The sequence below is a fragment of the Haloarcula marismortui ATCC 43049 genome (assembly GCF_000011085.1).
Taxonomy (GTDB): Archaea; Halobacteriota; Halobacteria; order Halobacteriales; family Haloarculaceae; genus Haloarcula; species Haloarcula marismortui.
The window spans coordinates 237,554-260,577 of the sequence record NC_006397.1; the positions used below are offsets into that span (position 1 = coordinate 237,554).

At 59.6% G+C, this 23,024-nt stretch carries 20 protein-coding genes and 1 pseudogene; 11 read left to right on the top strand and 10 right to left on the bottom strand.

Going from position 1 to position 23,024, the window contains the following annotated elements:
* Window positions 1-52: 52 nt before the first annotated feature.
* Window positions 53-184: pseudogene (locus RR_RS23170) on the top strand (aminotransferase class V-fold PLP-dependent enzyme); the annotation flags it as partial.
* Between the two features lie 9 nt (window positions 185-193).
* On the opposite strand, the gene RR_RS20900 reads toward RR_RS23170, so the two are convergent.
* The 3 genes from RR_RS20900 to RR_RS20910 are packed head-to-tail and all read right to left on the bottom strand — an operon-like array spanning window position 194 to window position 1,765.
* Window positions 194-904, bottom strand: a complete 711-nt coding sequence (locus tag RR_RS20900) for a type 1 glutamine amidotransferase (protein ID WP_011224902.1) — start codon at window positions 902-904, stop codon at window positions 194-196.
* Between the two features lie 41 nt (window positions 905-945).
* A complete protein-coding gene (locus tag RR_RS20905; RefSeq protein ID WP_004966619.1) occupies window positions 946-1,518 on the bottom strand; it encodes a DsrE/DsrF/DrsH-like family protein in 573 nt (190 codons plus the stop codon).
* Between the two features lies 1 nt (window position 1,519).
* Entirely contained in the window at window positions 1,520-1,765 is a 246-nt protein-coding gene (locus RR_RS20910; RefSeq protein ID WP_004966620.1) for a sulfurtransferase TusA family protein, read from the bottom strand.
* 249 nt (window positions 1,766-2,014) lie between these two features.
* Here RR_RS20910 and RR_RS20915 point away from each other — a divergent pair, with 249 nt between their 5' ends.
* Genes RR_RS20915 through RR_RS20930 form a run of 4 tightly spaced genes read left to right on the top strand, consistent with a single transcriptional unit; the run spans window position 2,015 to window position 5,425 of the window.
* Entirely contained in the window at window positions 2,015-3,256 is a 1,242-nt protein-coding gene (locus RR_RS20915) for an MBL fold metallo-hydrolase (RefSeq protein WP_011224901.1), read from the top strand.
* Window positions 3,257-3,262: 6 nt separating this feature from the next.
* Entirely contained in the window at window positions 3,263-3,754 is a 492-nt protein-coding gene (locus tag RR_RS20920) for a YeeE/YedE family protein (RefSeq protein WP_004966622.1), read from the top strand.
* Window positions 3,754-4,224, top strand: coding sequence for a YeeE/YedE family protein (locus RR_RS20925; RefSeq protein WP_004966623.1), 471 nt, complete (start codon window positions 3,754-3,756; stop codon window positions 4,222-4,224). The genes RR_RS20920 and RR_RS20925 overlap by 1 nt, the downstream gene beginning before the upstream one ends.
* A 19-nt stretch (window positions 4,225-4,243) precedes the next feature.
* Window positions 4,244-5,425 (top strand): inorganic phosphate transporter, encoded by a 1,182-nt coding sequence (locus RR_RS20930; protein ID WP_011224900.1) that lies wholly within the window; start codon window positions 4,244-4,246, stop codon window positions 5,423-5,425.
* A 9-nt stretch (window positions 5,426-5,434) separates the two neighbouring features.
* Here RR_RS20930 and RR_RS20935 read toward each other — a convergent pair whose 3' ends face one another.
* Complete coding sequence (locus RR_RS20935) at window positions 5,435-6,274, bottom strand: universal stress protein (RefSeq protein ID WP_011224899.1); 840 nt, start codon at window positions 6,272-6,274, stop codon at window positions 5,435-5,437.
* 378 nt (window positions 6,275-6,652) lie between these two features.
* On the opposite strand from RR_RS20935, the gene RR_RS22655 reads away from it, so the two are divergent.
* The 3 genes from RR_RS22655 (at window position 6,653) to RR_RS20945 (ending at window position 10,014) form a co-directional block, all read left to right on the top strand.
* Entirely contained in the window at window positions 6,653-6,814 is a 162-nt protein-coding gene (locus RR_RS22655) for a DUF7512 family protein (RefSeq protein ID WP_004966626.1), read from the top strand.
* Between the two features lie 3 nt (window positions 6,815-6,817).
* Window positions 6,818-7,846 carry a sulfite exporter TauE/SafE family protein gene (locus RR_RS20940; protein WP_011224898.1) on the top strand — a complete coding sequence of 343 codons (1,029 nt, stop codon included), beginning with the start codon at window positions 6,818-6,820 and terminating at the stop codon, window positions 7,844-7,846.
* A gap of 236 nt (window positions 7,847-8,082) precedes the next feature.
* Complete coding sequence (locus RR_RS20945; protein ID WP_117614935.1) at window positions 8,083-10,014, top strand: ATP-binding protein; 1,932 nt, start codon at window positions 8,083-8,085, stop codon at window positions 10,012-10,014.
* Window positions 10,015-10,139: 125 nt separating this feature from the next.
* Here the strand turns inward: RR_RS20945 and RR_RS20950 are convergent, their stop codons facing one another.
* From RR_RS20950 to RR_RS20970, 5 genes are read right to left on the bottom strand one after another with little or no spacing between them, the layout of a single operon-like run.
* Complete coding sequence (locus RR_RS20950) at window positions 10,140-11,240, bottom strand: ATP-binding response regulator (protein ID WP_011224896.1); 1,101 nt, start codon at window positions 11,238-11,240, stop codon at window positions 10,140-10,142.
* A complete protein-coding gene (locus RR_RS20955; RefSeq protein ID WP_004966630.1) occupies window positions 11,233-11,670 on the bottom strand; it encodes a response regulator in 438 nt (145 codons plus the stop codon). The genes RR_RS20950 and RR_RS20955 overlap by 8 nt, the downstream gene beginning before the upstream one ends.
* A complete protein-coding gene (locus RR_RS20960) occupies window positions 11,663-17,578 on the bottom strand; it encodes a PAS domain S-box protein (RefSeq protein WP_011224895.1) in 5,916 nt (1,971 codons plus the stop codon). The genes RR_RS20955 and RR_RS20960 overlap by 8 nt, the downstream gene beginning before the upstream one ends.
* Entirely contained in the window at window positions 17,575-18,471 is an 897-nt protein-coding gene (locus RR_RS20965) for a winged helix-turn-helix transcriptional regulator (protein WP_011224894.1), read from the bottom strand. The genes RR_RS20960 and RR_RS20965 overlap by 4 nt, the downstream gene beginning before the upstream one ends.
* Window positions 18,464-18,964: a response regulator gene (locus RR_RS20970; RefSeq protein ID WP_011224893.1), complete on the bottom strand. Its 501-nt coding sequence runs from the start codon at window positions 18,962-18,964 to the stop codon at window positions 18,464-18,466. Before RR_RS20970 ends, RR_RS20965 begins: the two co-directional genes overlap by 8 nt.
* A gap of 576 nt (window positions 18,965-19,540) precedes the next feature.
* On the opposite strand from RR_RS20970, the gene RR_RS20975 reads away from it, so the two are divergent.
* The gene (locus RR_RS20975; protein WP_011222252.1) at window positions 19,541-20,815 is read left to right on the top strand and encodes an IS4-like element ISHma1 family transposase; all 1,275 of its coding nucleotides are present in this window, start codon (window positions 19,541-19,543) and stop codon (window positions 20,813-20,815) included.
* Window positions 20,816-21,106: 291 nt separating this feature from the next.
* The gene (locus RR_RS20980) at window positions 21,107-22,186 is read left to right on the top strand and encodes a CNNM domain-containing protein (RefSeq protein ID WP_011224892.1); all 1,080 of its coding nucleotides are present in this window, start codon (window positions 21,107-21,109) and stop codon (window positions 22,184-22,186) included.
* A gap of 18 nt (window positions 22,187-22,204) precedes the next feature.
* On the opposite strand, the gene RR_RS20985 is transcribed toward RR_RS20980, so the two are convergent.
* Entirely contained in the window at window positions 22,205-22,480 is a 276-nt protein-coding gene (locus RR_RS20985) for a hypothetical protein (protein ID WP_011224891.1), read from the bottom strand.
* Between the two features lie 186 nt (window positions 22,481-22,666).
* On the opposite strand from RR_RS20985, the gene RR_RS20990 reads away from it, so the two are divergent.
* Window positions 22,667-22,954: an amphi-Trp domain-containing protein gene (locus tag RR_RS20990; RefSeq protein ID WP_011224890.1), complete on the top strand. Its 288-nt coding sequence runs from the start codon at window positions 22,667-22,669 to the stop codon at window positions 22,952-22,954.
* The last annotated feature ends 70 nt before the right edge of the window (window positions 22,955-23,024 follow it).

The window sequence follows — 23,024 nt, forward strand, 5'->3', positions numbered from 1 at the left end:
AACGTGCCGCCCTTCAGAGCGGGGAGGATGGCAAGAATCCGGTGGGGCCGACGAACGGCTGGCCGATGAAGGCATCGTCGTCCGTTCGCTACCCGAGCCATCGGCGGTGCGGGCGTCGACACACGCAGTCAATACTGAGTCAGAAGTCGACCGGCTTGCGACGGCACTGACGGCGGAATTCTGACGTACCGAGTCAGTCGAGTCGACCCGGTCGCCGCTGATGGGTGGCGACCAGTCCGAGGAAGTTCTCGAACACCGTCGTCGCCTCCCGGGCGGCTGCGACCGACTCATCAGTGATCGTTGCCGTTACTGTCTCCCGCCGTTCGTCGGTGAGGTCCTTGTTGCCGATGACCCACTCGGCTGTCTCGCGGTCGTACTCGGGGTGGAACTGCACGCCGTAGCGTGTGCCGAGCCGAAACGCCTGTATGCCGTACTGGTTTCGCGCCAGTTCTACCGCACCCGCAGGCAGTTCGGCGACGCGGTCAGAGTGTGTCTGGAACGCGGTGAACGACGGCGACATATCGGCAAACAGCGGGTCCTCGCCTCGCCGGTGAACTGTTCGGTATCCGAGTTCGTGTTCGCCCATGTCGACCACGCGCCCACCGAGAGACTGCGCAAGGAACTGGTGGCCCCAGCAAATCCCCAGGGTTGGTACGTCCGCCCGGTGGACGTCCCGGACCCACGACGTGAGGTCGTGAATCCAGCCGTGGTCGTCGTACACCGATGTCTGTGACCCACTGATAACCACGCCGTCGTACCGCCAGTCGCCGCCCGCGGGCACCGGTGGGAGATGACCATCGCTGACTTTGTACACCGTCGTCTCGGCGTCAAGCGACCGGGTCAGGTTTCGTTCTGCGGGTGTCTCACCGACTGATGCATCGACGATTGCGATTGTCTGGTTCATGTTTGGGGGGCCGGGAAAAGCCGCTCAGTGGCTCTCGTCGCTCAGACGAGCAGTTGGATGTCGGACTCGGCCATATGCTGGAGCGCAGTGGCCGCCCCGACGCCGACAGTAACGTCGTCGTAGAAGTCGTCCTCGTCGTAGTCCATCAGTTCGATGGTCATCTGACAGGCCTGCAGTTCGACGCCCTGATCCAGCGACAGCTCAATGAGTTCGTCGATCGTCGCCGTCCCGTTGTCGTCGATACGCTTTTCCATCATCCGCGTCGCCATGCGGTCCATGCCAGGCAGCGCCGCGAGCGCGTTCGGCATCGGCATGTTCGGGTTGCCGACGGCCGACAACTGGAGGTTCTCGGACTTCTCCTCGTGGAGGATATCCAGACCCCAGAACGTGTGGAACACGACCACGTCCCAGCCGAACGCGGCCGCGGTGCTGGCGAGAATGAGCGGCGGATATGCCATGTCAAACGACCCTTGGGTCGCGACGATAGTCATCTTCTTTTGCTCGTCGTCGGCTTCCAAGTCAGCGACGGTCTCTTCGAGCTCTTCGATCCGAGCCTGCAGCTCCGCCTCGGTCATCGAATCGCCGTCGCCCGCCGATGGTGTGTCCGTGCTCATTTTAGTCCGTCTTCTCGACGTAGTGTTTGTACACGTCGCCTTCGTCGACCTGTTCGAGTAGTGCCACGCCGTTCGTTCCCTCGGCCCAGCCCTCGATGTCACTCATACTGCCGCTGTCGGTCGCGATGACCTCCAGTACTGACCCCTCGGCGAGGTCGTCTATCGCCTGTTTCGTCTTGACGACCGGCATTGGGCACGATGCACCTTTCACGTCGAGCGTCTCTGCGATGTCGAATGCTTCACTCATTGTTGGAAAGACTCCAGCTACTGTATTGGAGCTACTACACAATATCGGGTGGATGGTTAAAAGAATATCGATTATTGTGCTATTCTAGCAACACCATCCTTGGACAATATGCCCTCAAATAGCTTTCAGAGAGTTTCTTATACCATAACTGTACTTTATCGGTGTTCTCTAACGAAATGATATTGTGTAGATTGGGAATTTCTATACAAACTCTTTTATGCCTCAACCCTGTAGCAATGAGTGTACTACATGAACGCTGAAGACTTCCCGACGCCGGACGCAGACGTCGAATCGGTCACGCCCGAAACGCTGAAATCGCGTATCGACGACGGAGAGTCGGTCACGATCCTCGACGCGCGTATGTCCGGGGACTACGAGGAATGGCACATCGACGGGGAAAACGTCGAATCCATCAACGTCCCGTACTTCCACTTTCTGGAAGACGAGCTAGATGCAGACATCATCGCGGACGTGCCGGACGACCGCGAAGTCACGGTTCTCTGTGCGAAAGGTGGGGCCAGCGAGTATGTCGCGGGCACACTCGCAGACCGCGGCTACGACGTTCACCACCTCGAAGACGGCATGAACGGGTGGGCGCGCATCTACGAGACCGTCGAAGTCACTGACTACGACGGAGCCGGCACACTCCTACAGTACCAGCGGCCGTCCTCCGGCTGTCTCGGCTATCTGGTCTACGACGACGGCGAAGCCGCTATCATCGACCCGTTGCGCGCCTTTGCCGACCGATACTTCGACGATGCTGACGAGCTGGGCGTCGACCTGAAATACGCGCTTGACACGCACATCCACGCGGACCACATTTCGGGGGTCCGCGGCCTCGATGCGGCGGGCGTCGAGGGCGTCATCCCCGCAGCCGCCGTGGACCGCGGGGTCACCTACGCCGCGGAGCAGAGCTCCGCGAGCCCTGTCTCGCAAGCTCGGCAGGACGCCGACGACCTGACGACTGCCGAGGACGGCGACACCTTCGAGGTTGGCGACGTCACCATCGAGACCGTCGCGACACCCGGCCACACGACCGGGATGACCTCGTATCTCGTCGACGACAGCCTGCTCGCCACCGGTGACGGGCTTTTCATCGAGAGTGTCGCCCGACCGGACCTCGAAGAGGGCGACGAGGGCGCACCCGACGCAGCTCGGATGCTCTATGAGTCATTGCAGGAGCGCGTGCTGACACTGCCCGATGATACGCTCATCGGGGGCGCGCACTTCAGCGACGCGGCCGAACCGGCGAACGACGGCACCTACACCGCACCGATCGGCCAGCTTGTCGAGGAGATGGACGCTCTCACTATGGACGAGGACGACTTCGTCGAGACGATTCTGGCCGATATGCCACCGCGACCGGCGAACTACGAGGACATCATCGCGACGAACCTCGGCCAGAACACCGTCGACGACGAGGAGGCGTTCACGCTGGAACTCGGACCGAACAACTGCGCGGCGAGCCAGGAATCGCTCGCGGGTGACTAACCGTCGATGGTAGCTGACCCTGTCCCGCTGCAACTGGCCGCCGAGCTGTTCCCCAACGGTATCAGCCGGTACGCCATCGGCGGCCTCTTCGTCGGTCTCGGCGCGGCGGTAATCTACGTGGGCACCGGCATTAGCGCCGGCGCGAGCACGTTCCTCGAATCGACGCTGTCGTACGTCTCCGGCCAGTCGCGGTTCCAGCAGTACGTCGCCTCTCGTGACTGGCGGCTCGTGTTCACGCTCGGCATCATCCTCGGCGCGGCCGTGTACGCGGTCGTCTACCAGGGTGGCGCGTGGACAACGGATGTCTCCTGGTGGCGGCTGTTGCTTGGTGGCATCTTCGTCGGTATCGGAACCCGCGTCGGGAAGGGCTGTACCTCGGGCCACGGCGTCTGTGGCGTGGGATCGGCCTCGAAAACGTCACTGGCGGGCGTCCTCGCCTTCCTGCTGGTCGCGATACTGACTGCACAGGTCGTCGCCGCACTGGGGGTGACGCCGTAATGGCGACGTCGACGGACCGGCACCCGCTGTTCATCCCGCTCGTGCTGGTCGGCGGGCTCATCTTCGGCTTCGGCCTCGGCTACAGCCACATGGCCCGTCCCGAGGTGGTGCTGAACTTCCTCCAGTTCGAGGACTTCGGCCTGCTGTTCGTGATGTTCGGCGGCGCGGCCGTGACAGGGATCGTGTTCTTTGTCATGCCGCGCGTGCTGGACCGGGCACCGCTGACCGGCGACCCATTCGAACGTCGGCTGAAGTCCTTCGACCGGAACGTGCTGATCGGCGGCGCGATATTCGGCGTCGGTTGGGGGCTCTCCGGGATCTGTCCGGGTGCCGCCTATGCCAGCCTCGGCATCGGAAACGTGACTATTCTGTGGGCGCTCGCCGGGATGTTCCTCGGTGCGTACCTCCAGGGGTGGTGGCGAAGCCGCGCAACCGACGGCGTCGACCCGTCCCCCACGGGAGCGGACTGAACGTACCCCGATTTTCACAATGGAACTCCAGCTTCTCGCGCTCTTCTTGACCGCCGGTCTCGCGAGCCTGTTCATGTCGTGGGTTATCGGTGCTGGCTCTAGCGGCGCGACGCCGTTCGCGCCCGCTGTCGGTGCCAACGCCATTTCGACGATGCGGGCGGCGTTCATCGTCGGCATCTTTGGTCTCGCGGGCGCGGTGACACAGGGGTCGAACGTCTCGGAAGCGGTCGGCCGCGGCCTCATCGGCGGCGTCACCCTTCCCGCCACTGGGGTCATCGTCGCGCTGCTGGCCGGCGCTGGGCTCATGGCCGTCGGTATCTACACCGGTTACCCCATCGCGACGGCGTTTACTGTGACCGGCGCAATCATCGGTGTCGGGCTGGCCCTCGGTGGCACCCCCGTCTGGGGGAAGTACCAGCAAATCGGTGCCGTCTGGGTCCTGACACCGGTCGTCGGCGGCGGTTTCGCCTACGCCATCGCGAGCGTGCTGCCGCGGTCTGATGCCCCCGAAAAGGCCACCATTCCGACGCTCGCGGCGCTGGTCGGCGTCGTGCTGGCCAACGTCGAGTTCGCGTTTCTCGGGTCCGGCGGCGGCCCCGGTTCGCTGACGAGCCTCGGCCAGCGACTGCTCGGCATCGACGGCGTCGTGGCGACAGTCGTTCTCTCCGGCACTGTCGCCGCCGTGGTGTGGGCCGCGGTGTACCGAGACATCCGCCACGACGAGGCGGGCGGACTCAGACACGTCCTGCTAGCGCTCGGTTCTCTGGTCGCCTTTTCAGCCGGTGGGAGTCAGGTCGGGCTGGCGGTCGGTCCGTTGCTCCCATTGCTGGACGAGGTTGGGGCGCTCTCGCCAGCGGTCGTCCTGCTGGGGGGTGGCCTCGGAATTCTGGTCGGGTCGTGGACCGGCGCGCCACGGATGATAAAATCGCTCGCACAGGACTATTCTTCGCTGGGCCCGCGGCGCTCTATCGCCGCGCTCGTCCCCTCGTTCCTCATCGCGCAACTCGCCGTCTTCCTCGGTGTGCCGGTGTCGTTCAACGAGATTATTGTCAGCGCTATCATCGGGAGCGGTGCCGCAGTCGGCGGCAGCGAGGCGATCGACCCACAGAAGATTGTGGTCACAGTTGGCGCGTGGGCCGGGTCGTTCACGCTTGCGCTGGCCGTTGGCTTCGGGTCAATGACCGCGATGGGCGCGCTCTGACCCCCCGTTTCAGGCGGTTCGTGGCGGCGGGACGAGGTAGACGTTCCCGGTCGCCTGCGCGATGATATCCTCGGAGACGCTGCCGAGCAACAGCCGGCGCATCCGGCTCTGGCCACGAGAGCCGACGAGCGTTGTCGTTGGCGTCACGGCCGCTTCGACATCGAGAATCTCCTCAGCGGGGTCGCCACGGCGGACCTCGACGTTCGTTTCGATGTCCCACTGTGACAGTGTGTCGGCGAGCGACGCAAGCTGTTCAGCTGGGTCCGCCTCGCTCGTCGCATCTTTCGGTGATTCCACGTGGACGAGCGTCGCTTCCTGGGTCGCGTGGCGGAGATACTGAAACGCGTCGAAGGCACGCGTTGCGTTCTCAGAGAAGTCAGTCGCGTAGAGCACCCGCTGGAACAGGTGCTCCCTGAGCACGTCCGGTTCGTCTGTACTGCGTTCGATGCGGTTGACCAGCAACGGCACCACCGTGGTTCGCGCGAGGTTCCGAGCAGTGGAACCAATGACGCGGTTATTGAGTGGACTCTGCCCCCGGGACCCGATTATTGTCACGTCGGCTTTCTCTGCCTCCGCGATACCGTTGATGCGGCGGTGGGGAGTCCCACGCACGACGTGGGTCTCAGTGTCGAACCCGGCGTCCTCCATCACGTTCTGGTACCGCGTAAGTCCCTGTTCCCGTCGCTTGCTGAAGTTCATTCCCGGCATCCCTGCGTGGACGTTCGATGGGATGACGGTGACAAGGTGGATCGTATCGACACCGATGCGTCCGAGGCACTCAAGACAGGTCTCGTTCTGTATCGCCGCTTCACTCGCCGCCGAGAGGTCTGTCGCATAGATGGCTCTCATACTCGACAGTACGCAGCCAACTGTTAATATTGTTTTGTTTGTACAAGACAGCCAGATTTGGATTGGTCTGTAGAGCTGCTGTCTCACCTGACGGTAGGTCAATCTAGGTAGCCACGCCGTACTGAGAGCCGATTACATAAACGCGACAGAACAGCGCGCGCAACATTATTACGGGCAAGAAGCAGGGGTTTGAACAGTGACCATATGTGGCCGATATTTGTGTAACGTATGCAGATATCTCCGTGGGATAGCGGTGTGATACCCGTCGATAATATTGTTCGACAGTCCCAAAACTGTTATCAGTACCCTCCGATTAGGGGTGATTGAGTAGAAAAGTATGATACGTTCACGACAGCACAATATCAGAGGTGAATCCCCATGGTAGACCTCGCGGCCTTCACATCGATGGGCGCAGACGGCATCGACGCGGCAATGCTCATCGGCGCGGTGCTGCTGGAGGCGGCCATCCTCTACGTCGGGTACGGGGCAGTAGAAGAGGCATTCGGACAGCGTGTCGTCGAGCGGTTACGAGGGGAGTGACGAATGGAGATACTGGGACTCAGCCTGGCGATGGTGGTGTTGTTTGTCGGGTTCGGCCTGCTCATCGGCGTCCTGTTTGGCTTCTTCGGGATGGGTGGGTCGTTCCTGGTCACCCCGGCACTGCTGGTGATGGGGTATCCCACCCGGGTTGCCGTCGGGAGCGGGCTCGCATTCGTGTTTGGCACATCGGTTATCGCTACACTGAAACACCGAGATATGGGGCAGGTCGACTACAAACTGGGGGTGCTGATGATCGCCGGAACGACCGCCGGCATCGAAGCCGGGAAAGAGATAGTCCTCCATCTGGAAACGCTCGGGCTGGCTGGCAGTATCATCAGCGTCACGTACGTCGTCCTTCTGGGCGGTATCGGCGCGTTCGTCACCTACGAGGCACTTCGAGGTGGCGATGGCGGCGAGGGGATCGACCACGATGCCGCGGAGGGCGACGTCGACGCCGACGACATCCCGGACATCGCAAAGAAGATTCAATCGTACCGCATCCCGCCGATGATATCGCTTCGCGGCGGCGTCAGCGTCTCCCTCTGGATGATACTTGGCGTCGCGTTCGTTACCGGCCTGCTTTCGGGCTTCCTCGGTGTCGGCGGCGGATTCATCCGTATGCCCGCGCTGTTCTATCTCATCGGAGTTCCCGTCCCCATCGCTGTCGGGACCGACCTCTTCGAGATCGTCTTCTCAGGCGGGCTCGGGAGCTTCCTGTACGCGCTGGACGGTGGTGTCGACCTCTCCATTGTGCTCCCGCTGCTGGCAGGGAGCGCCTTCGGGGCCCGTGTGGGTTCCGCTGCGACGAGCATCGTCGACGAAGACGAAATCAAGGTGTACTTCGGGCTAATGCTGCTCGGCGGCGCCCTCGCTGTCGCGGTCCGTGAAATCGGCAACGTCTACGGTATCGACGCCCTGAACACGGTCAGTCTGGTGCTCATCCTCGGCTCCGCGTTGCTGGTCAGTGGTGCTGTCGTCTACAGCAGCATCACTGCGCTCCGGGAAGAGCGTCAGTCGTCATCGCCCGCGTGAGGGTGCGTCAGACCACTTTTTTCTCACGGTCTGACACGCACCCTCAATTGAGCCGGTACTTACTTCCGAGTATGTCCCTGCCTCACTGCACAGTTCGCAACTCGTTAAGTGGAAACATTGCGTTCTTTCCCCAATGGCCCGCCTAAACGTGACTGAACTCAGGGGAAGTTTTTCACATGAGTAACAACGAGTGCGGGAGTCCACGTCCAGACATTGGCACTAATGAAGGGTTGGTTGTGAGTGCTTCTGACGGGGAAATCGTTGAGACAACTGGGCTGGTCTCACGGGTGACCGGCTACTCAAAAGCAGAGTTGCTTGCGATGCCACTATCTGCCCTGTTCTGTGCCGCAGGTACGGATGATTCCGACAAGCAAGTTGGGACGGCGTTATCCGAGACGGACGGACGATCTTATGTAGTTCTTGAATGTGCCGACGGGACGCGGACAACCGTCGAACAGCATAGCTACACGGTTCGTATCGGGCCGCAAACATACGTCTGCACGACGCTTCGGCTGCCAGCGGCAGAACCTGGGTCGTTGACGCTGCCGGGAAAGGATGCGTTCCGACGACTGCATAAAGCTGCGATGGAGAGCGAGAGCGTTGCAGACACCGCACAGCGATTGCTGACGCTGGGATGTGACTACCTTGGAGCTGACGCCGGCGCGCTTGCACGCATCGACGATGCCACGTACACGGTTGAGTATACCAGCAGTGAATCCACCGTGTACGAACCGGGGCAGTCAATGCCCCTCGGTGAGACTATCGCCAGTGAAGTAGTCACTGGTGCCGTAACGGATCCTGCCACGTTTGTCGTGGGCGAAGGCCAGCACAGCTCTCTAGACGCGCACGGAGCGTACGCCGGCGCACCCGTGACAGTCGGTGAAGATACCTACGGTGTCATTGAATTCACTGGTCTGGCGACACGCGAAGGTGCGTTTGGGCAGTCCGAACGGGAGTTTGTCGACTTCACTGCACAGTGGCTCGGGAGTAAAATCGAGCAGGAGAGACAGAGCAAACGGTTGGAACGGTGTGAAATGGCACTGGAAACTGTTGATGAGCCGGCCCACACACTTGAAACCGACGCAGTTGATGACCTGTTATCTCATACCCGCGGCACGACTGCCAGCAAACAACGAGCCCGACTTTTTGACAGTGTGTTCAACCAGACCTATCAGTTCACTGCACTGCTCGAACCCGATGGAACGGTCATCGAGACCAACGATGCGACCCTCGAATTCGGTGGCTTCAACCGTGCAGATATGGTTGGGAAACCCTTCGCTGAAGCGCCATGGTGGAGTCACTCTGAAACCGTCCGTGACCGTGTCTGGGACGCTCTCAAGCGCGCGGCCGACGGTGAGTCTGCCCGCTACGAGACAGAAGTTCGGGACCGTCAGGAAGTCGGGACTATCGACTTCACCGTCAAGCCCGTGACCAACGAAGACGGGTGTGTAAATATGTTGGTGGTCGAGGGGCGGGACATCACAAAACAGAGCCGACATCGAGATCATCTACAGGTCATGCAGCGTGTGATGCGACATCATATGCGCAACGACCTGACGAAGCTCCGGGGGTTCACTGGAGCGCTGTACACCCTGCCTGATTCGGAAGCGCAGTCGAGATACTTCGAGCGCATTGAAGCGATTCTGGATAAGTGGACCGACATGACCGAAAAGACACGGCAGATTGGACAGGTGCTTGAAGAACAACGACACTCGCAAGCCACCACGGCGGTAGACGAACTCGTTGCCCACGCGACCGCCAGAGCTGACGAGTTCGTTGCCGAGACAAGAATCAGGAACGACCTGCCAGATGGTGTGACACCACACCTCCCGACTGTCATGCGCGAAGCGGTCAGTGAATTACTCGGAAACGCCGCCGATGCTACTCCCGACTCGAATGGACAGATTACAGTAACGCTCTCGCAAACCGCTGACGACTGGGTCGGTATTACCGTTGCAGACAACGGCTTTGGACTGCCGGATGCGGAAGCAAGCGTACTCAGGACGGGCGAAGAGACGCCACTAAACCACGGACAGGGGATCGGCCTCTGTATGGTGCGGATGATCGTCAAGCAGGTGGGCGGCGATGTCTCCGTTGATGTGACTCAGGGCGGGACCGAAGTGACACTGCACGTGCCGGCGAGCGAGAGTCTGCGAAAAAGAGGGTAAGTTGCTACCTGTATGTCCTTTTTATCTCCATATGACGGAAACAGGCCGACAAACGCACTGGACACCTGTGGTCACAAGTGCCGGCCAACAGAACGCAGGCTAGCCAGAGCAACTGTCACCGGCTGTCAGGCCCGATTGAGGGTTACTGTGAAGACGCTGCCATCCACGTCCGGCTCACTGACCCATTCGTCGCGGTCTGCAATCGTGACCGTCCCGTCGTACATCTCTACCAGCGTATCCACGAGATAGAGGCCGATTCCTGACCCCTGACTCTTTGCCCCCATCTCCCCACGACCAAATATCTCTGTCTTCTGGCTATCGGGCACACCCGGGCCGTTGTCAGCGACGGAGACCTCGACTGTATCCGGGCTGACGTCCACTTCGACTGTGATCTCGGGGCTTGACTTATTGTTGTGTGTGACAGCGTTGTTCAGTAAATTGCGGAACACGGACGAGAGCAGATTGGTTGCCGAAACCTGGAGCGTCTCGGATAGTTCGCCGTTGACTGTGATGGTTGCCGCCGAGTGTGCGGACTGTGACTTCTTGATTTCGCTCTGCAGAACGGGTTTGAGCGCAACGGGATGGAGTTCTGGTTCCCTGTTCCCTTCGAGTATCTCCATGAAGTCACCGGCGGTTTCAGCGATGCCGGCAATGTGCTCGCTTGCATTCATAATCCGCTCAAGATGGTCCTGTCCGGCTGGTTCGACGTGTTCACGGAGCGCATCACCCCAGCCGAGAATGACTGTCAGGTCGTTTTTGATATCGTGGCGGATGACCTGATTGAGTAGAGCGAGTTCCTTGTTACGTCGTTCAAGCACCTGTTGCTGGCGTTCACGTTCGACAGCGTAGCTTAGTGTCCGCTGGAGGAGTTTCGGGTTGATGTCGCCCTTGACGAGAAAGTCTTGTGCGCCGCGTTCGACGGCCTCAATCCCGACGCTGTCGTCGTCAAGTCCAGTGAGGACGACAACGGGTTCGTCCCCGGCTGCTTCGAGCATCGTTTCGAGCGTCTCGAACCCGTTGCTGTCCGGCAGCCCAAGGTCCAGCAAGATAATATCAATCGATTCGTCCCGGGCATCGACCGCCGCAGACAACCGGTCGAAGTGCTGGATGGTCGGCACTGTTTGCTGCCCCGACCAGCCCGGCTCTTTGAGATACTCTTTGATGAGCCGCGCGTCGCTGGGATTGTCCTCCACGAGCAGGATATTGTATTGCTGTGTGTCAGTCATTGGTAGTTGAGCTACTGATTGGTGGCATCCAGAACCGCACTGCGGCGGTGATCATCTGGATAAATTCGTCGGGGTCGGTCGGCTTCGTCAAGTACGCGTTCGCGGACGACTCATACACACGGCGGATGTCGTCCGGGTTCTCCGAACTCGACACAGTGAGGATAGGCACAGCGTCTAATTCCGAATCTTTGCGGAGATATCGGAGGATTTCAAGCCCTGACTTGCCTGGTATATTGAGATCAAGCAATACTAATTGTACCGACTCTGCGGGGACGCCACCATCGCCGGTCAACTGTTCGATGGCATTTCGGCCGTTGTTGTATACGCGGAAGTCGATATCCCGGTCGACGGCAGCGACACCCTCTTCGATGAGTCGTACGTCGGCCGGGTTGTCCTCAACCGAGACGACAAGCGGCGTCGGCTCACTCATGTTCCTCACCTGCGGCGGGAAGTGTCACGAAGAACGTCGAGCCCTCGTCTGGTGCCGATTTGACCCGTATCTGGCCGGAATGTCGGTCAACGATCTTCCGGCACATCGAGAGCCCGATACCAGTCCCGCTGATTTCTTCGTGCGTGTGGAGTCGCTGGAACACTTCGAAGATATCGTCCAGTTGGCTCGGTTCCATTCCGATTCCGTCGTCGGACACCGCGTACTCGACGGTATCGTCGTCGGACCGGACGACAGAGATATCCACGTGTGGCGTTTCTTCGCTGTACTTGATCCCGTTCTCGACGAGGTTCTGGAACAACTGAACGAGCTGGTTCGTGTCGCCGACGACGTGGCCGCCTGCATCGGGGACGTTCACGACCGCGCCGGACTCTTCGATGTTCACCTCAAGGTTTCGAGCGACTGTGTCAAACACTGCATCCATATCGGTTGATTCGAACGCCTGCCCGCGAGTATCGACACGCGAGTAGGCCAGCAGTGCCTGTATCATCTCCCGCATCCGCTCGGCTCCGTCAACGGCGAAGTCGATGAACTCCAGCGCGTCGTCGTCCAGCACCTCCTCATTGCGTCGTTCGAGGAGCGTGAGGTAGCTCGAAACGGTCCGAAGCGGTTCCTGCAGGTCGTGGGAGGCCGCGTACGCGAACTGTTCGAGTTCTTCGTTGGACTGCTCCAGCCGTTCGCGAGTGTCTCGCAACACCTGCTCGCGCTCGGCCCGACTGAGTGCCGTTTCGACGGTCGCAGCGAGGATTTCGAACAGCCCGCGGTCGGTCTCGGAAAATGCCCGCTGTTCGGTGGACCCACTTATCAAAATCCCCTTATCGCCCAGCGGCACGAGGGTCTCGGAGCGTATCGGTGTGTCGTCGTTGAACCGTGCCTCCACTTCCTGTAGGTCGTCGTAGACCCGCACCTCGCCGCTCTCGAAGGTCTCCCAGGCGAGCGATCCCTCTCCATCGAACGTCGGCTGCGTGCCCAGTAGCGCCCCCGCTTCATCTGTTAGTCCCGCCGGAACGAGTGCGTCCTTCCCCTCATCGTACCACCAGATTCCCGTCATCGGCAGGCCGAGTACCCGCTTTGCACTCTCGATAGCGGTAGACGCGACTTCCGACGCGTCGCTGGCCGACAGGAGTCGCTGCGCGGTCTCGTTGAGTTCGCGGAGCTTCGTCTCGACGGCCTCACCGGCGAGTTCATACCGCACCCACTGGACAAGGAGTTCGACGAACGCGCGCTCGCTTTCATCGAACTGGTGGTCTCGGTTGTCGCGGTCAGCAAAGCAGAGTGTCCCATAGAGTTCGCCGTTGACGGTCACTTTCCCGCCGACATAGCAGCCCAGTCCAAACATTTCATACGCGACGTCGTCCGGCCAGTCCTCTTCGACCGCGTTCTGGATGGTGAGCGGTTCGTCCTGCTCGATAGTCCGCCGGCAGTACGCCTTCGACATCGGTGCGGATGCCCCGGCCTGTAGCTCTGAATGGGAACCCGACGCCTCAACAATATGCTGTGTCCCATCGTCGATACGGGTCAAAAAGCCATACGGCAGGTTGAGTCGCTCACAGCCCAGTTCGAGTATCGCGGCCAATTTGCCTTCGAACCCACGGTCTGTATCGGATGCGACTTCGGTCATTTCGCGCAGTGACTGCTCACTCTGCCGAAGAGACTGTTCGAGTCGCTTTCGGTCAGTGATATCGATAAGGTAGCCCAGATAGTGCGTTATCTCGCCGTCGTTACGGATGATCTTCGTGTTGTCCGTGACCCACTTCACCTCGCCGTCGGCCGTGACCATCCGGTATGGGTCGTGACTGAACCGTTCGGTCTCGGTGTCGGTGTTTGCTTGCACCTCCGCGGTGACCGTATCCATGTCCTCGTCGTGAATCAGCGTCTTGTACGGGATGTCACCCGACTCCAGCTCTTCCGGCGTGAAGCCAAACGTCTCGGTGACGTTCTCCGAGACGTATTCCACAGGCCAGTCGGGTTCGTTTTGCCACTTGAATACGACCGCGGGACCCTGTGCGAACATATCACGCTCTTCTTCGAGAGCGTTCTCGGACCGCTTCTGGTCAGTGATATCCAGGTGGATACCGACAGCACGGGTCGGCTGGCCGTCAGAATCACGTTCAACGACTTCGCCGACGTCCCGAATCCACTTCCACTCACCACTCGCTGTCCGCATCCGATGGTCACAGTCGTACAGTTCTGCCTCCCCAGCGATATGTGCCTCCAGCGCGTCCTCGACACGGTCCATATCCGCTGGATGGACGCGTTCTTCCCACGTTTCCAGCGTGTGGGCAATCTCATCCAACGAGAGGCCGAGCATCGACGCCCACTGCTCGTTGAACGTCACGGCATCCGTGGTCATGTCCCAGTCCCAGACACCGAGATTCGCGCCTTCGACGGCGAGGTCAAGTCGCTCTGTCAGCTCCTGCACGTCCTGCTCTCGCTCCTTTCGATCGGTGATGTCCTGAAAGATACCACGGGCCCCGACGACTTCGCCGTCGTCGAACTCGGGGTCACCGACAGTCCGTACCCACTTGACCGCATCAGCCGCAGTGACGATGCGCAGTTCCTCGTCGTACGGTTCGCCTTCTTCGACCAGCCGATCGAACACCGCATTGAGTGTCGGCCTCTCCTCTGGATGGTAGTAGTCGATGCCGTCCTCGACAGTAACGTCGGCATCGAGCGGCAAGTCATGAATGCGATACACCTCGTCCGTCCACCGCAGCTCATCTGTCTGGAGGTCGATTTCCCAGCCGCCGACGGACGCGATATTCTGTGTTTTCTCGAGGAACTCGCGGTTGCGGACCATCTCCCGCTCGCGGGCTTTTCTATCGCTGATATCACGAGAGATGGCGATAAACCGTATCTCCCCGTGGACCTCTGTTTTCGATATCCAGACCTCAACTGGGAAGATACTCCCGTTCTTACGACGGTGACTCCCCTCAACCCGGCGTGTTTCGCCAAGTGCCATGTCGCTCCACAGTGCACGAAGTTCCGTCCGGCTATGTCCGACCTCGAACTCGGCGACATTCACCCCGCACAACTCTTCGTAGCCGAGCTGGTCGATCTGAGTGGTGTTCGTGTCGATAATCTCGCCGTTCTCGTCGTGGACAATAATGCCATCGGGCGACTCGTCGAACAGCGCCCGGAGCCGTGCCCGCTTGCGCTCTAGTTCCTGTTCGCGTGCTTTCCGTGCCGTGACATCACGGGCAACGACTGCTGCCCGTTGTTCGCCGGCGGAGGTGAACGGTGAGAACAGACACTCCAGAATGTACTCCCCGGTCGGTAGTTGCAGCGGTAATTCACACCGCTCATTGACCTGTTCCCCATCGAGCGTTCGCTCTAATGTGTCGTTGAACGTTTTGTAATCAGCCTTGTCGGTAACCAAGCCGTCGAACAGTTCCATTATATCCTGTCCGAGAACCGAACGTGGCTCGACATCTCCCAACGAGAGCGTTCTTTCGTTTGCGTAGGCGAGTCGCCACTCATCATCAACGATGAACGCTGCCTCGTTCATGTTTTCGATGAGCGCCTCGTACTGTTCGAGTACGTTCTCTCTGGCTTTCTGCTCCGTGATGTCACGGTTCGTACAGATGAGTTTGCCATCGTCGAGCAGCGAGAGCGCTAGTTCCTGGGTGACCGGCGACCCATCGCGTTGCCGTCCGACCGTCTCGCCGCGCCACTGACCGTGCTCTTCCAGTTCCGGAAACACCTCCTGTCTGATTCGCTCGACTTCCTCGTCGCTGTACAACCGTCGCCACGAACTCCCGATGAGGTCGTCAGGGTCATATCCGAACACCGCCGCGTGCGCCTCGTTCATGTAGATGTACTCACGGTCGTCGTCGAGGACGGAGATGCCGTCCATCGATGCCTCCATCGCGGCCGACTGCATCTCCAGCTCGGCCTCGCGCTGTTTGAGTTCCGTGATGTCCGTTGAGACGCCCAGCACGGCGTCGCCGGGTGTGTCGACCGGGTCGTAGGGGATTTTCCTCGTCGATAAAATCCGCTCTATTCCATCAGTGGTCGTCAGCGACTCTTCGGAGATGTGCTTTGGCTCCCCGGAGTCGATGACGGCTCGATCGTCAGCCCGAAACTGTTCGGCCTCCGCCTCGCTGTCGGCGAACTCGGCGTCGGTTGCCCCCTCCAGTTCGTCGACCGTGGTCCCGTACGCGTCGGCGACAGCTTCGTTTGCCAGCAGGAACGTTCCCGATTCATCCTTTGCGAACACCAGCTGTGGGAGCATATCGATTATCTGCCGCAACCGCCGCTTACTCTGCTCGAGTTGCGCCTCCAGCTGTTTCTGTTCGGTAATATCCGTCGCCACGACGAGGGCCCGCCTCTCTCCGGACGCGATCTCGATTGGGACGATGTCGGTCTGGACGGTGTGCGAGCTTCCGTCTGCCTCGACTAATCCGTCCTCCTCGATGTGGACCGACTCACCGTTCTCAATGACCGCTGCATCGTCTGATTTGAAGTCTCGCTGTTCGTCCGAGAGCGCGAATTCGTCATGGGTTGCGCCCTCAAGCCTCTCGACGGCGACGCCGTGGGCCGCTGCCGCGGCCTTGTTTGCGAGCGTGTAAGTGCCGTCGGCGTCCTTCACAAATACCTGCTGCGGGATGGTGTCGATTATCTGCCGCAATCGTTCCCGCTCAGCGTTCGCTCGCTTCTGATTTCGCCGTCTGCTGATCTCTTTGCCCGCCCACTGTGCAACGATGCGGACGAACGTTTCCTCACTCTCTGAGAACGCCGACGCCCGACTGCCTCCGTCCGTGAAGCTGAGGACTCCGTACTGCTTGTCGTCGACGGTGACTGAGACGCCGAGATACGCCGCTATCTCCCCCGATTCGGCGGCACGGTGCTCTGTGAACTCTGCCTCCTTCACGTCGTGGAACCCAAACGGTTTGCGGGTCGTCGCGACGCGCTCATCGAACGTCGTGTCGAGGGGGCGTCGCTCAGTGGCTGTTGCCGCTTCCCCAGCGGTGAATACGTGACGGGGAATCCGCGTCTGCCCGTCTATCTCAGCTATCACACCAGTTTCAACATCGAGATAGTCGACCGCAAGCTTGAGCACTGCCGCCGCCTGCGTCGCGAACGGTTTCTTCTCGTCAGTCGTTATATCGTGAAACTGCTTGAGCGCGCGATTGCGCTGCTCGATGCTGCGCTTGTAGTTGAGTTGGCTCGTCACGTCCCGGACCGTCGCGAAGAACGCGAACGTCCCATCCGCCTCTCTTTTGAGCGGCGTTCCGACTGTTTCTCCTTCGAACGTTGTCCCGTCCGCCCGCTCGTATTCGACGACGTATCGGTCGCGGCGCTGCGGGGCTTGCTCGTTGAACCGTTTGTCACCCTGGCGCTCGAACGTCTCGGGATCAGCGTACAACAACTGTGACTTCTCGCCGATGACCTCGGACGCGTCGTACCCGAATAGCCGCTCCGCCGCGGGATTGAAATCAGTGATTCGGCGGTCGGTGTCGGCAACGATGATAGCGTCCTCCGTCTCGTGGAACACGGACTCGAACAGCTGTTGACTGCGCTGGAGTTCGAGTTTTCGCTCGCGTTCCGCTGTCAGTTCGCGGAGGCACACGGTCAGCCCATCATTCGACGGGTATGCATGCACTACGAATCGGGTGTCACGGGGGCCAAACACCATCTCGAAGTGACAGGGTTCCTGTGTCTCGACCGCGTTGTGACACGCGTCAAACGCGGCCGAGTCGGCACTGTCCGGAAACACCTCCCAGAGCGACTCCCCGAGAAGTGTCGCCGGGTCGCGGTCGACAAGCGCGGCCGTCTGCTGATTGATGTAAGTGAACTGCCAGTCAGTATCGAGCGCAAAAACCGCCTCGTCGATGCGGCCGAAGACAGTTTCAGGTGTTGTTTCTTGCGCGATATTGTCAGTGCTCATTGTGTGTTGTTTGCCCGTAGTTGTTCGAGTGCTGTTTCAGCGGCTTTTGAGGGGTTCTCGATATCGTGTTCGAGCGTCTCGAGGCGCTTCTGGTAGCGGGTGTACGCGTCGTCGGCTGCCAGCTCGTCACCCGGCACTTCCGCCTCCAACAGCGCTAGCTTCGACCGGAGTGCCAGCAACTCCCTGACTTGCTCGTTGTACTCGGCTCGCTCGATAAGGTTCGCCACGGCCGACTGTAACTCATCTTTCAGCACCGGCTTGGTGAGATACTCGTCGAACCCCATCTCGAGGATTTCGACTTCTGGGTCTTCGGCAGTGGCCATAACCACGCGAGTGTCGTAGCGCTGCGAGCGGATCCAGTCGAGCACTTCATCACCCGTCAGTCCCGGCATCCGTCGGTCAAGGACGACGACATCCACGTCCGTGTCGAGTTGGTCTAGCGTTTCCTTTCCATCTCGTGCTGTCCGGACAGTGTACTCGTCTTCCAGCCACGTCTCATGCATGGTGATGACACGCGTATCGTCGTCAGCTATCAAGACAACGCGTTCTTCATCGTTACTGTCAAGATGTGTCTCGCCCCAGTCCGCGAGCGACTGAATGACTCCCTCCAATTCATCCCCACGTTCGGTTAGCGTATACTCAACGCGGAGGGGTTGCTGGCTGACCTCGGTCCGGTCGATGATATCGTGTTCCTGAAGCTCAGATAACGCGTCGGTTAGGACCTTCGCGGAGACACCGTCCAGTCGGTCCTCGAGGTCGCTGTAGCCCAGTCCATCGCTCGTCGCCAGACAGCGGATGATGGCCGGATGCCACTTCTTTGAGACGAGAGACACGCTCTGCTGGAGAGATTCGGGTAAGAGCGGACTTTCAGCGTCCGAAAAGACATCAGTCATACGATATTGTTGCACTGTCGGAATATAACGACTGTGGCGGTAGCGACACCTGGCTGAACCAGAATGCGGCGAACTCCTGAATGGCATCGGCGTAGGTCTCAATGTCGCTGGCACCCGAGATATGTCCGTTCACGCCGTGCTCGTACGCACTCTGTATGCGCTCTTTCGCCTCGTCTGGGGCCACTGTGTGATTGACAAGCGCAATAGCTGGAAGCGTCTGCAGTCGGGGGCTCGCCCGTATCGCGTTGAGCACGGTTAGCCCGTCGGCCGGGGCCGTCGTGAAGTCGATAGCGACGAGACAGGAGGACGCCACAGTGGTCTCGTCCTCACACATTGTCGTCAGGCGGTCGATTACTGTGCGGACATCTGCTGCAATGTCCATTGAGATGTCTTCGCGCTTGAGCCCACAAGAGATCACTCTGGCATCCATTGGGGTTGCACCGACGAGCAGGACACTCGCATGGTTGTCCCCGGAATCTGTGTTGCCCTGCATCACTCCGTGCCTCGGTATATGCTCCTCTCTTGTCTCCAACAGTGCATGCCAAACTGTTGCTGTAGCGTGTAAAGAGCGTGCGCTAACCAAAGGCTAAGCTAGTAACTAACTTCTGGGTAAGTGCAATGACTCCCGCTGGATGTCGATGGCATTGGCTCGAGCGAGATGCAGTCTCACTTCGCTGTCGCCTCCCACGACAGTAAACACGATTCACAGCGACGTGAAGAGTAATTTCTCCGAGACTGCGGCAGACCGACTGCAGTGCGAGGGGACGCCATCACAATCGGCCAGGCTGTATTAAGCGGTTGCTGGTCGGCGTCGGCAGCCTCACCACTCAGCGATGCTCTCCGTTTCAGACACGTACATCGGAGAACGGACTGCTGGGAAGCGCTCTCTACCCAGATTTCACGACGCGCCGAGATTTTCGCGTGAGCCACTAGACAGCCGTTTTCGGGTCACACCATCTGTCTTTAGCTAAGAGACGAACCACGTGACAGCAGCGGCTTATCGAGGCTACTTTTCGAGAGGAATGAGGAGGAGTCCGCTGTGCACACTGACACCTCCTCGTCGAGAATCATGCGTCGGCTCACTACACTGTTTCCCTCCGAGTTCCTCGAAGAGCACGCCGAGGAACTCGGCGTGGTCGAGCGAGAGGGCAAGCTTCAGATTCCTGTCCTCGTGTGGGCGCTCGTGTTCGGCTTCGCCGCAGGCGAGAGCCGAACACTCGCTGGGTTTAGACGCTGCTACAACGCTACAGCTGACGAACCGATCTCTTCTGGCGGTTTCTATCACCGGTTGACGCCTACTCTTGCAGAGTATCTCCGCGACCTCGTCGAGGCCGCGCTCGACGAGGTCGCTGTCCCTGATGCTGTTGACGCTGATATCGACCGATTCAGGGACGTGATGATCGCTGATGGAACCGTGTTGCGGTTGCACGAGTTCCTCTCTGATGAGTTTCAAGCCCGCCACGAGGAGCAGGCTGGAGCGAAGCTCCACCTGCTCCACAACGCCACCGACCAGACGATTGAACGGATCGATGTGACTGATGAGAAAACGCACGACAGCGCGCTGTTCAAGACGGGATCGTGGCTGCAAGGACGACTGGTTCTATTTGATCGGGCGTACTTCAAATACCGCCGCTTTGCGTTGATCGACGAGAACGACGGCTACTTTGTGAGTCGGCTGAAGCAGAACGCAAATCCGGTGATAACGGCGGAATTACGGGAATGGCGCGGCCGCGCCATTCCCTTGGAGGGCAAGCAGATCCACGACGTGGTCAATGATCTCTCGCGGAAGTACATCGACGTAGAGGTGGAAGCAGAATTCAAGCGCGGCCAGTACGAGGGAACTCGGTCGCTGGACACGAAGCGGTTTCGCGTCGTCGGCGTCCGCAACGAGGACGCCGACGACTACCACCTGTACATCACGAATCTGCCGAGAGAGGAGTTTCTCCCGGCGGATCTAGCGACGCTGTATCGGTGTCGATGGGAGGTAGAAACGTTGTTCCGTGAGTTGAAAACGCAGTACGAACTGGACGAATTCGACACGAACAACCCTGATGTCGTGAAAATTCTACTATACGCTGCGTTGCTGTCACTGCTGGTGAGCCGAGAGTTGTTGGATCTGGTCACCGAGCAGGCCGACGATGAGATCGTGTTTCCGCCGGAACGCTGGGCGGCGACCTTCCGGTCGCACGCCCAGCTCATCCTCCACGAACTCGGTGAGTACCTCGGCTACTCGCCACCGCCGTTGCTGGAGCGGCTGATCGAGGATGCTCAGAAGATCCACCAACAACGACCGATCTTACAAGAGACGCTCGCTACCGCTACACAACCGAGGTGTGAGTCTTAGCTAAAGACGAATGCGGGTCACACTTTTTCAGCATCGCAAGACTGCTCTACTGTCCGTATCCCCACTCTTCGAGAATGTCGGCGAGGTCAACAACCTGCGCTAAACCGATAATGACCGCGGCTTCCCGAAGGTCAGCCTTCTGTACTATTTCACCGAGTTCCGACTCAACAGCTGACTGAGTCTGGCGCTAGGCATTCAGTATCGACTGCTGGAGGTGGAAACCAATATAGGGCGTCCGACCACGGCGTAGCAGCAGTAGATTTAGATAACGGCCAGAGAAACCAGCGTTTGATGCCTATCTCGCTGGTAACGTGGCTCCGTCTGTTCGGTGGTGTCGCCTTACTTCTGGGAAACAGCTTCTTTGTCACGACCGAGTTCGCGATGACCCGCGTCAGGCAATTTGAGGAGGACGCGTTTCTCGGCAACGGACGTGGACTTGAACGCGCCTGGAACATGACCAAGCGGCTGGAGATATTCCTCACAGGCTGTCAGGTCGGAATCACCATCTGTAGTGTCGGGCTGGGAGTTGTCGCTGAGCCGGCTATCACAGCAGTGCTGGAGCCCCTGCTGGGCGCGGTTGGCGTCACCGGCGGCGGACACACGACGCTGTCCGTGCTCCTCGCGCTGGTAGTGGTCAATCTCATGCACGTTATCATCGGCGAGCAGGCACCGACGTATCTGGGAATCGAGCGTGCCAAGCTCGTCGCCGGATACGGCTCGGGCCCGCTGTACGTCTGGACAAAACTCATGTATCCGGTAATCATCGCAGCGGACTGGGTGGCCAAGGCGTTGCTGGGCCTCTTCGGCGTCGAAATATCCCGTTCGTGGACTGAATCGGAAGCCGAAAGCGCTCCCGCAACCACTCGCGCCGAACTGCGCAGCGAGATGGGTGAGTCACTCAGCCGCCTCGATATCTCCGAAGAGCGACGGAGTGAAGTTATCAATGCCCTCGATATCGGCGCGACACCAGTCAGTGAGATCATGGTTGCTCGCAGTGACATCGTCGCGCTCTCGACGACTGACGACTTCGAGACGAACATGGACCGGATCGACGGAATGCCATACGTCCGCTTTCCGTTGATCGAAGACTCAGTTGACTCGTTCATCGGCGTCGTCTACGCGCCGACGGTGTTGCACAACTACGAAATGCTGTATTCGGGGGCAACCACACTGGAAGAGCTGGCAACCCCGCCGCTGACCGTCGCTGCTAAAACGACTATCAGTGACTTCATCGACCGGTGTCAGGCCGAAAATCAGGAACTCGCCCTCGTGGTTGCAGATGACGATATCGTTGGTCTCCTCACTGCGACAGACGCGTTCGAGGCGATCACCGGTGAACTCGAAGACCCGATGGATCGCGCGGCCGAGTGACTATCGGCACAGAACGCATCACAGCGTTGCTGTCAAACCCATTCGCGGGCCTTCAGGGGAGCCGTTAACTGGATGTGCTCTGCAGTCCGCGCGGACGACACCGCCTGAATTCGGCATGCCCTCCCCCTCTTGATACTCCAGTCTCCGGACAGCCGTGACGGGTAGCTGTTCGTCTGCCTGTCCGCACAGCAATGCTGGCCCAGTGGTGAGTTCGTCAGCGACAGAGTCGACGAGATTGCGGTCTGGTTCGACTCGGCCGATAGCAAGACCGTGAAACGTGAACTCTGTCATCATCTAGATGTCGGAAGCTGGCTATTTTAACGCGAAGACGGTTGCACAGCTGCAGGAGTAGGCGAGATTGGTTTCGAGATAGATGTTGCCGAGCCTCCTGACCGTTCCGGGACGGGAGGCCGGAAGTTGTATGTAATGTAGTCGCCCGGCGGGCGGGTTTATTGGGACAGGCTGTGTACCACCTCCCGTATGCCTGAAGAAGTTCTGTTCAAGTCAGAAAGTGACCAGAGCCGAGAAGCAATTGCATCGTACCTCCGGAAAGTCGCGGACAATCTCGACAGCGGAGCCGATATCACCCTGAAAGCTGGCTCTGAGACTGTAACGCTGGCTCCCCCTGCCCGGCCAACCTTTGAAGTCAAAGCTGAGCGTGAAGGTCCAGCAGGTAACATGACTGAACTGAGTGTCGAGTTCGAACTCGAATGGGACGAGACTGATGACGGGGACGGCAGCGGAAGTGGGCAGCTAGAAATCGAGTAATTACTCCGCACACGCTGAGACGTTGTCTGTCATGTTCTGACTGACACGGAAGTACCACTATCGTGTTCGA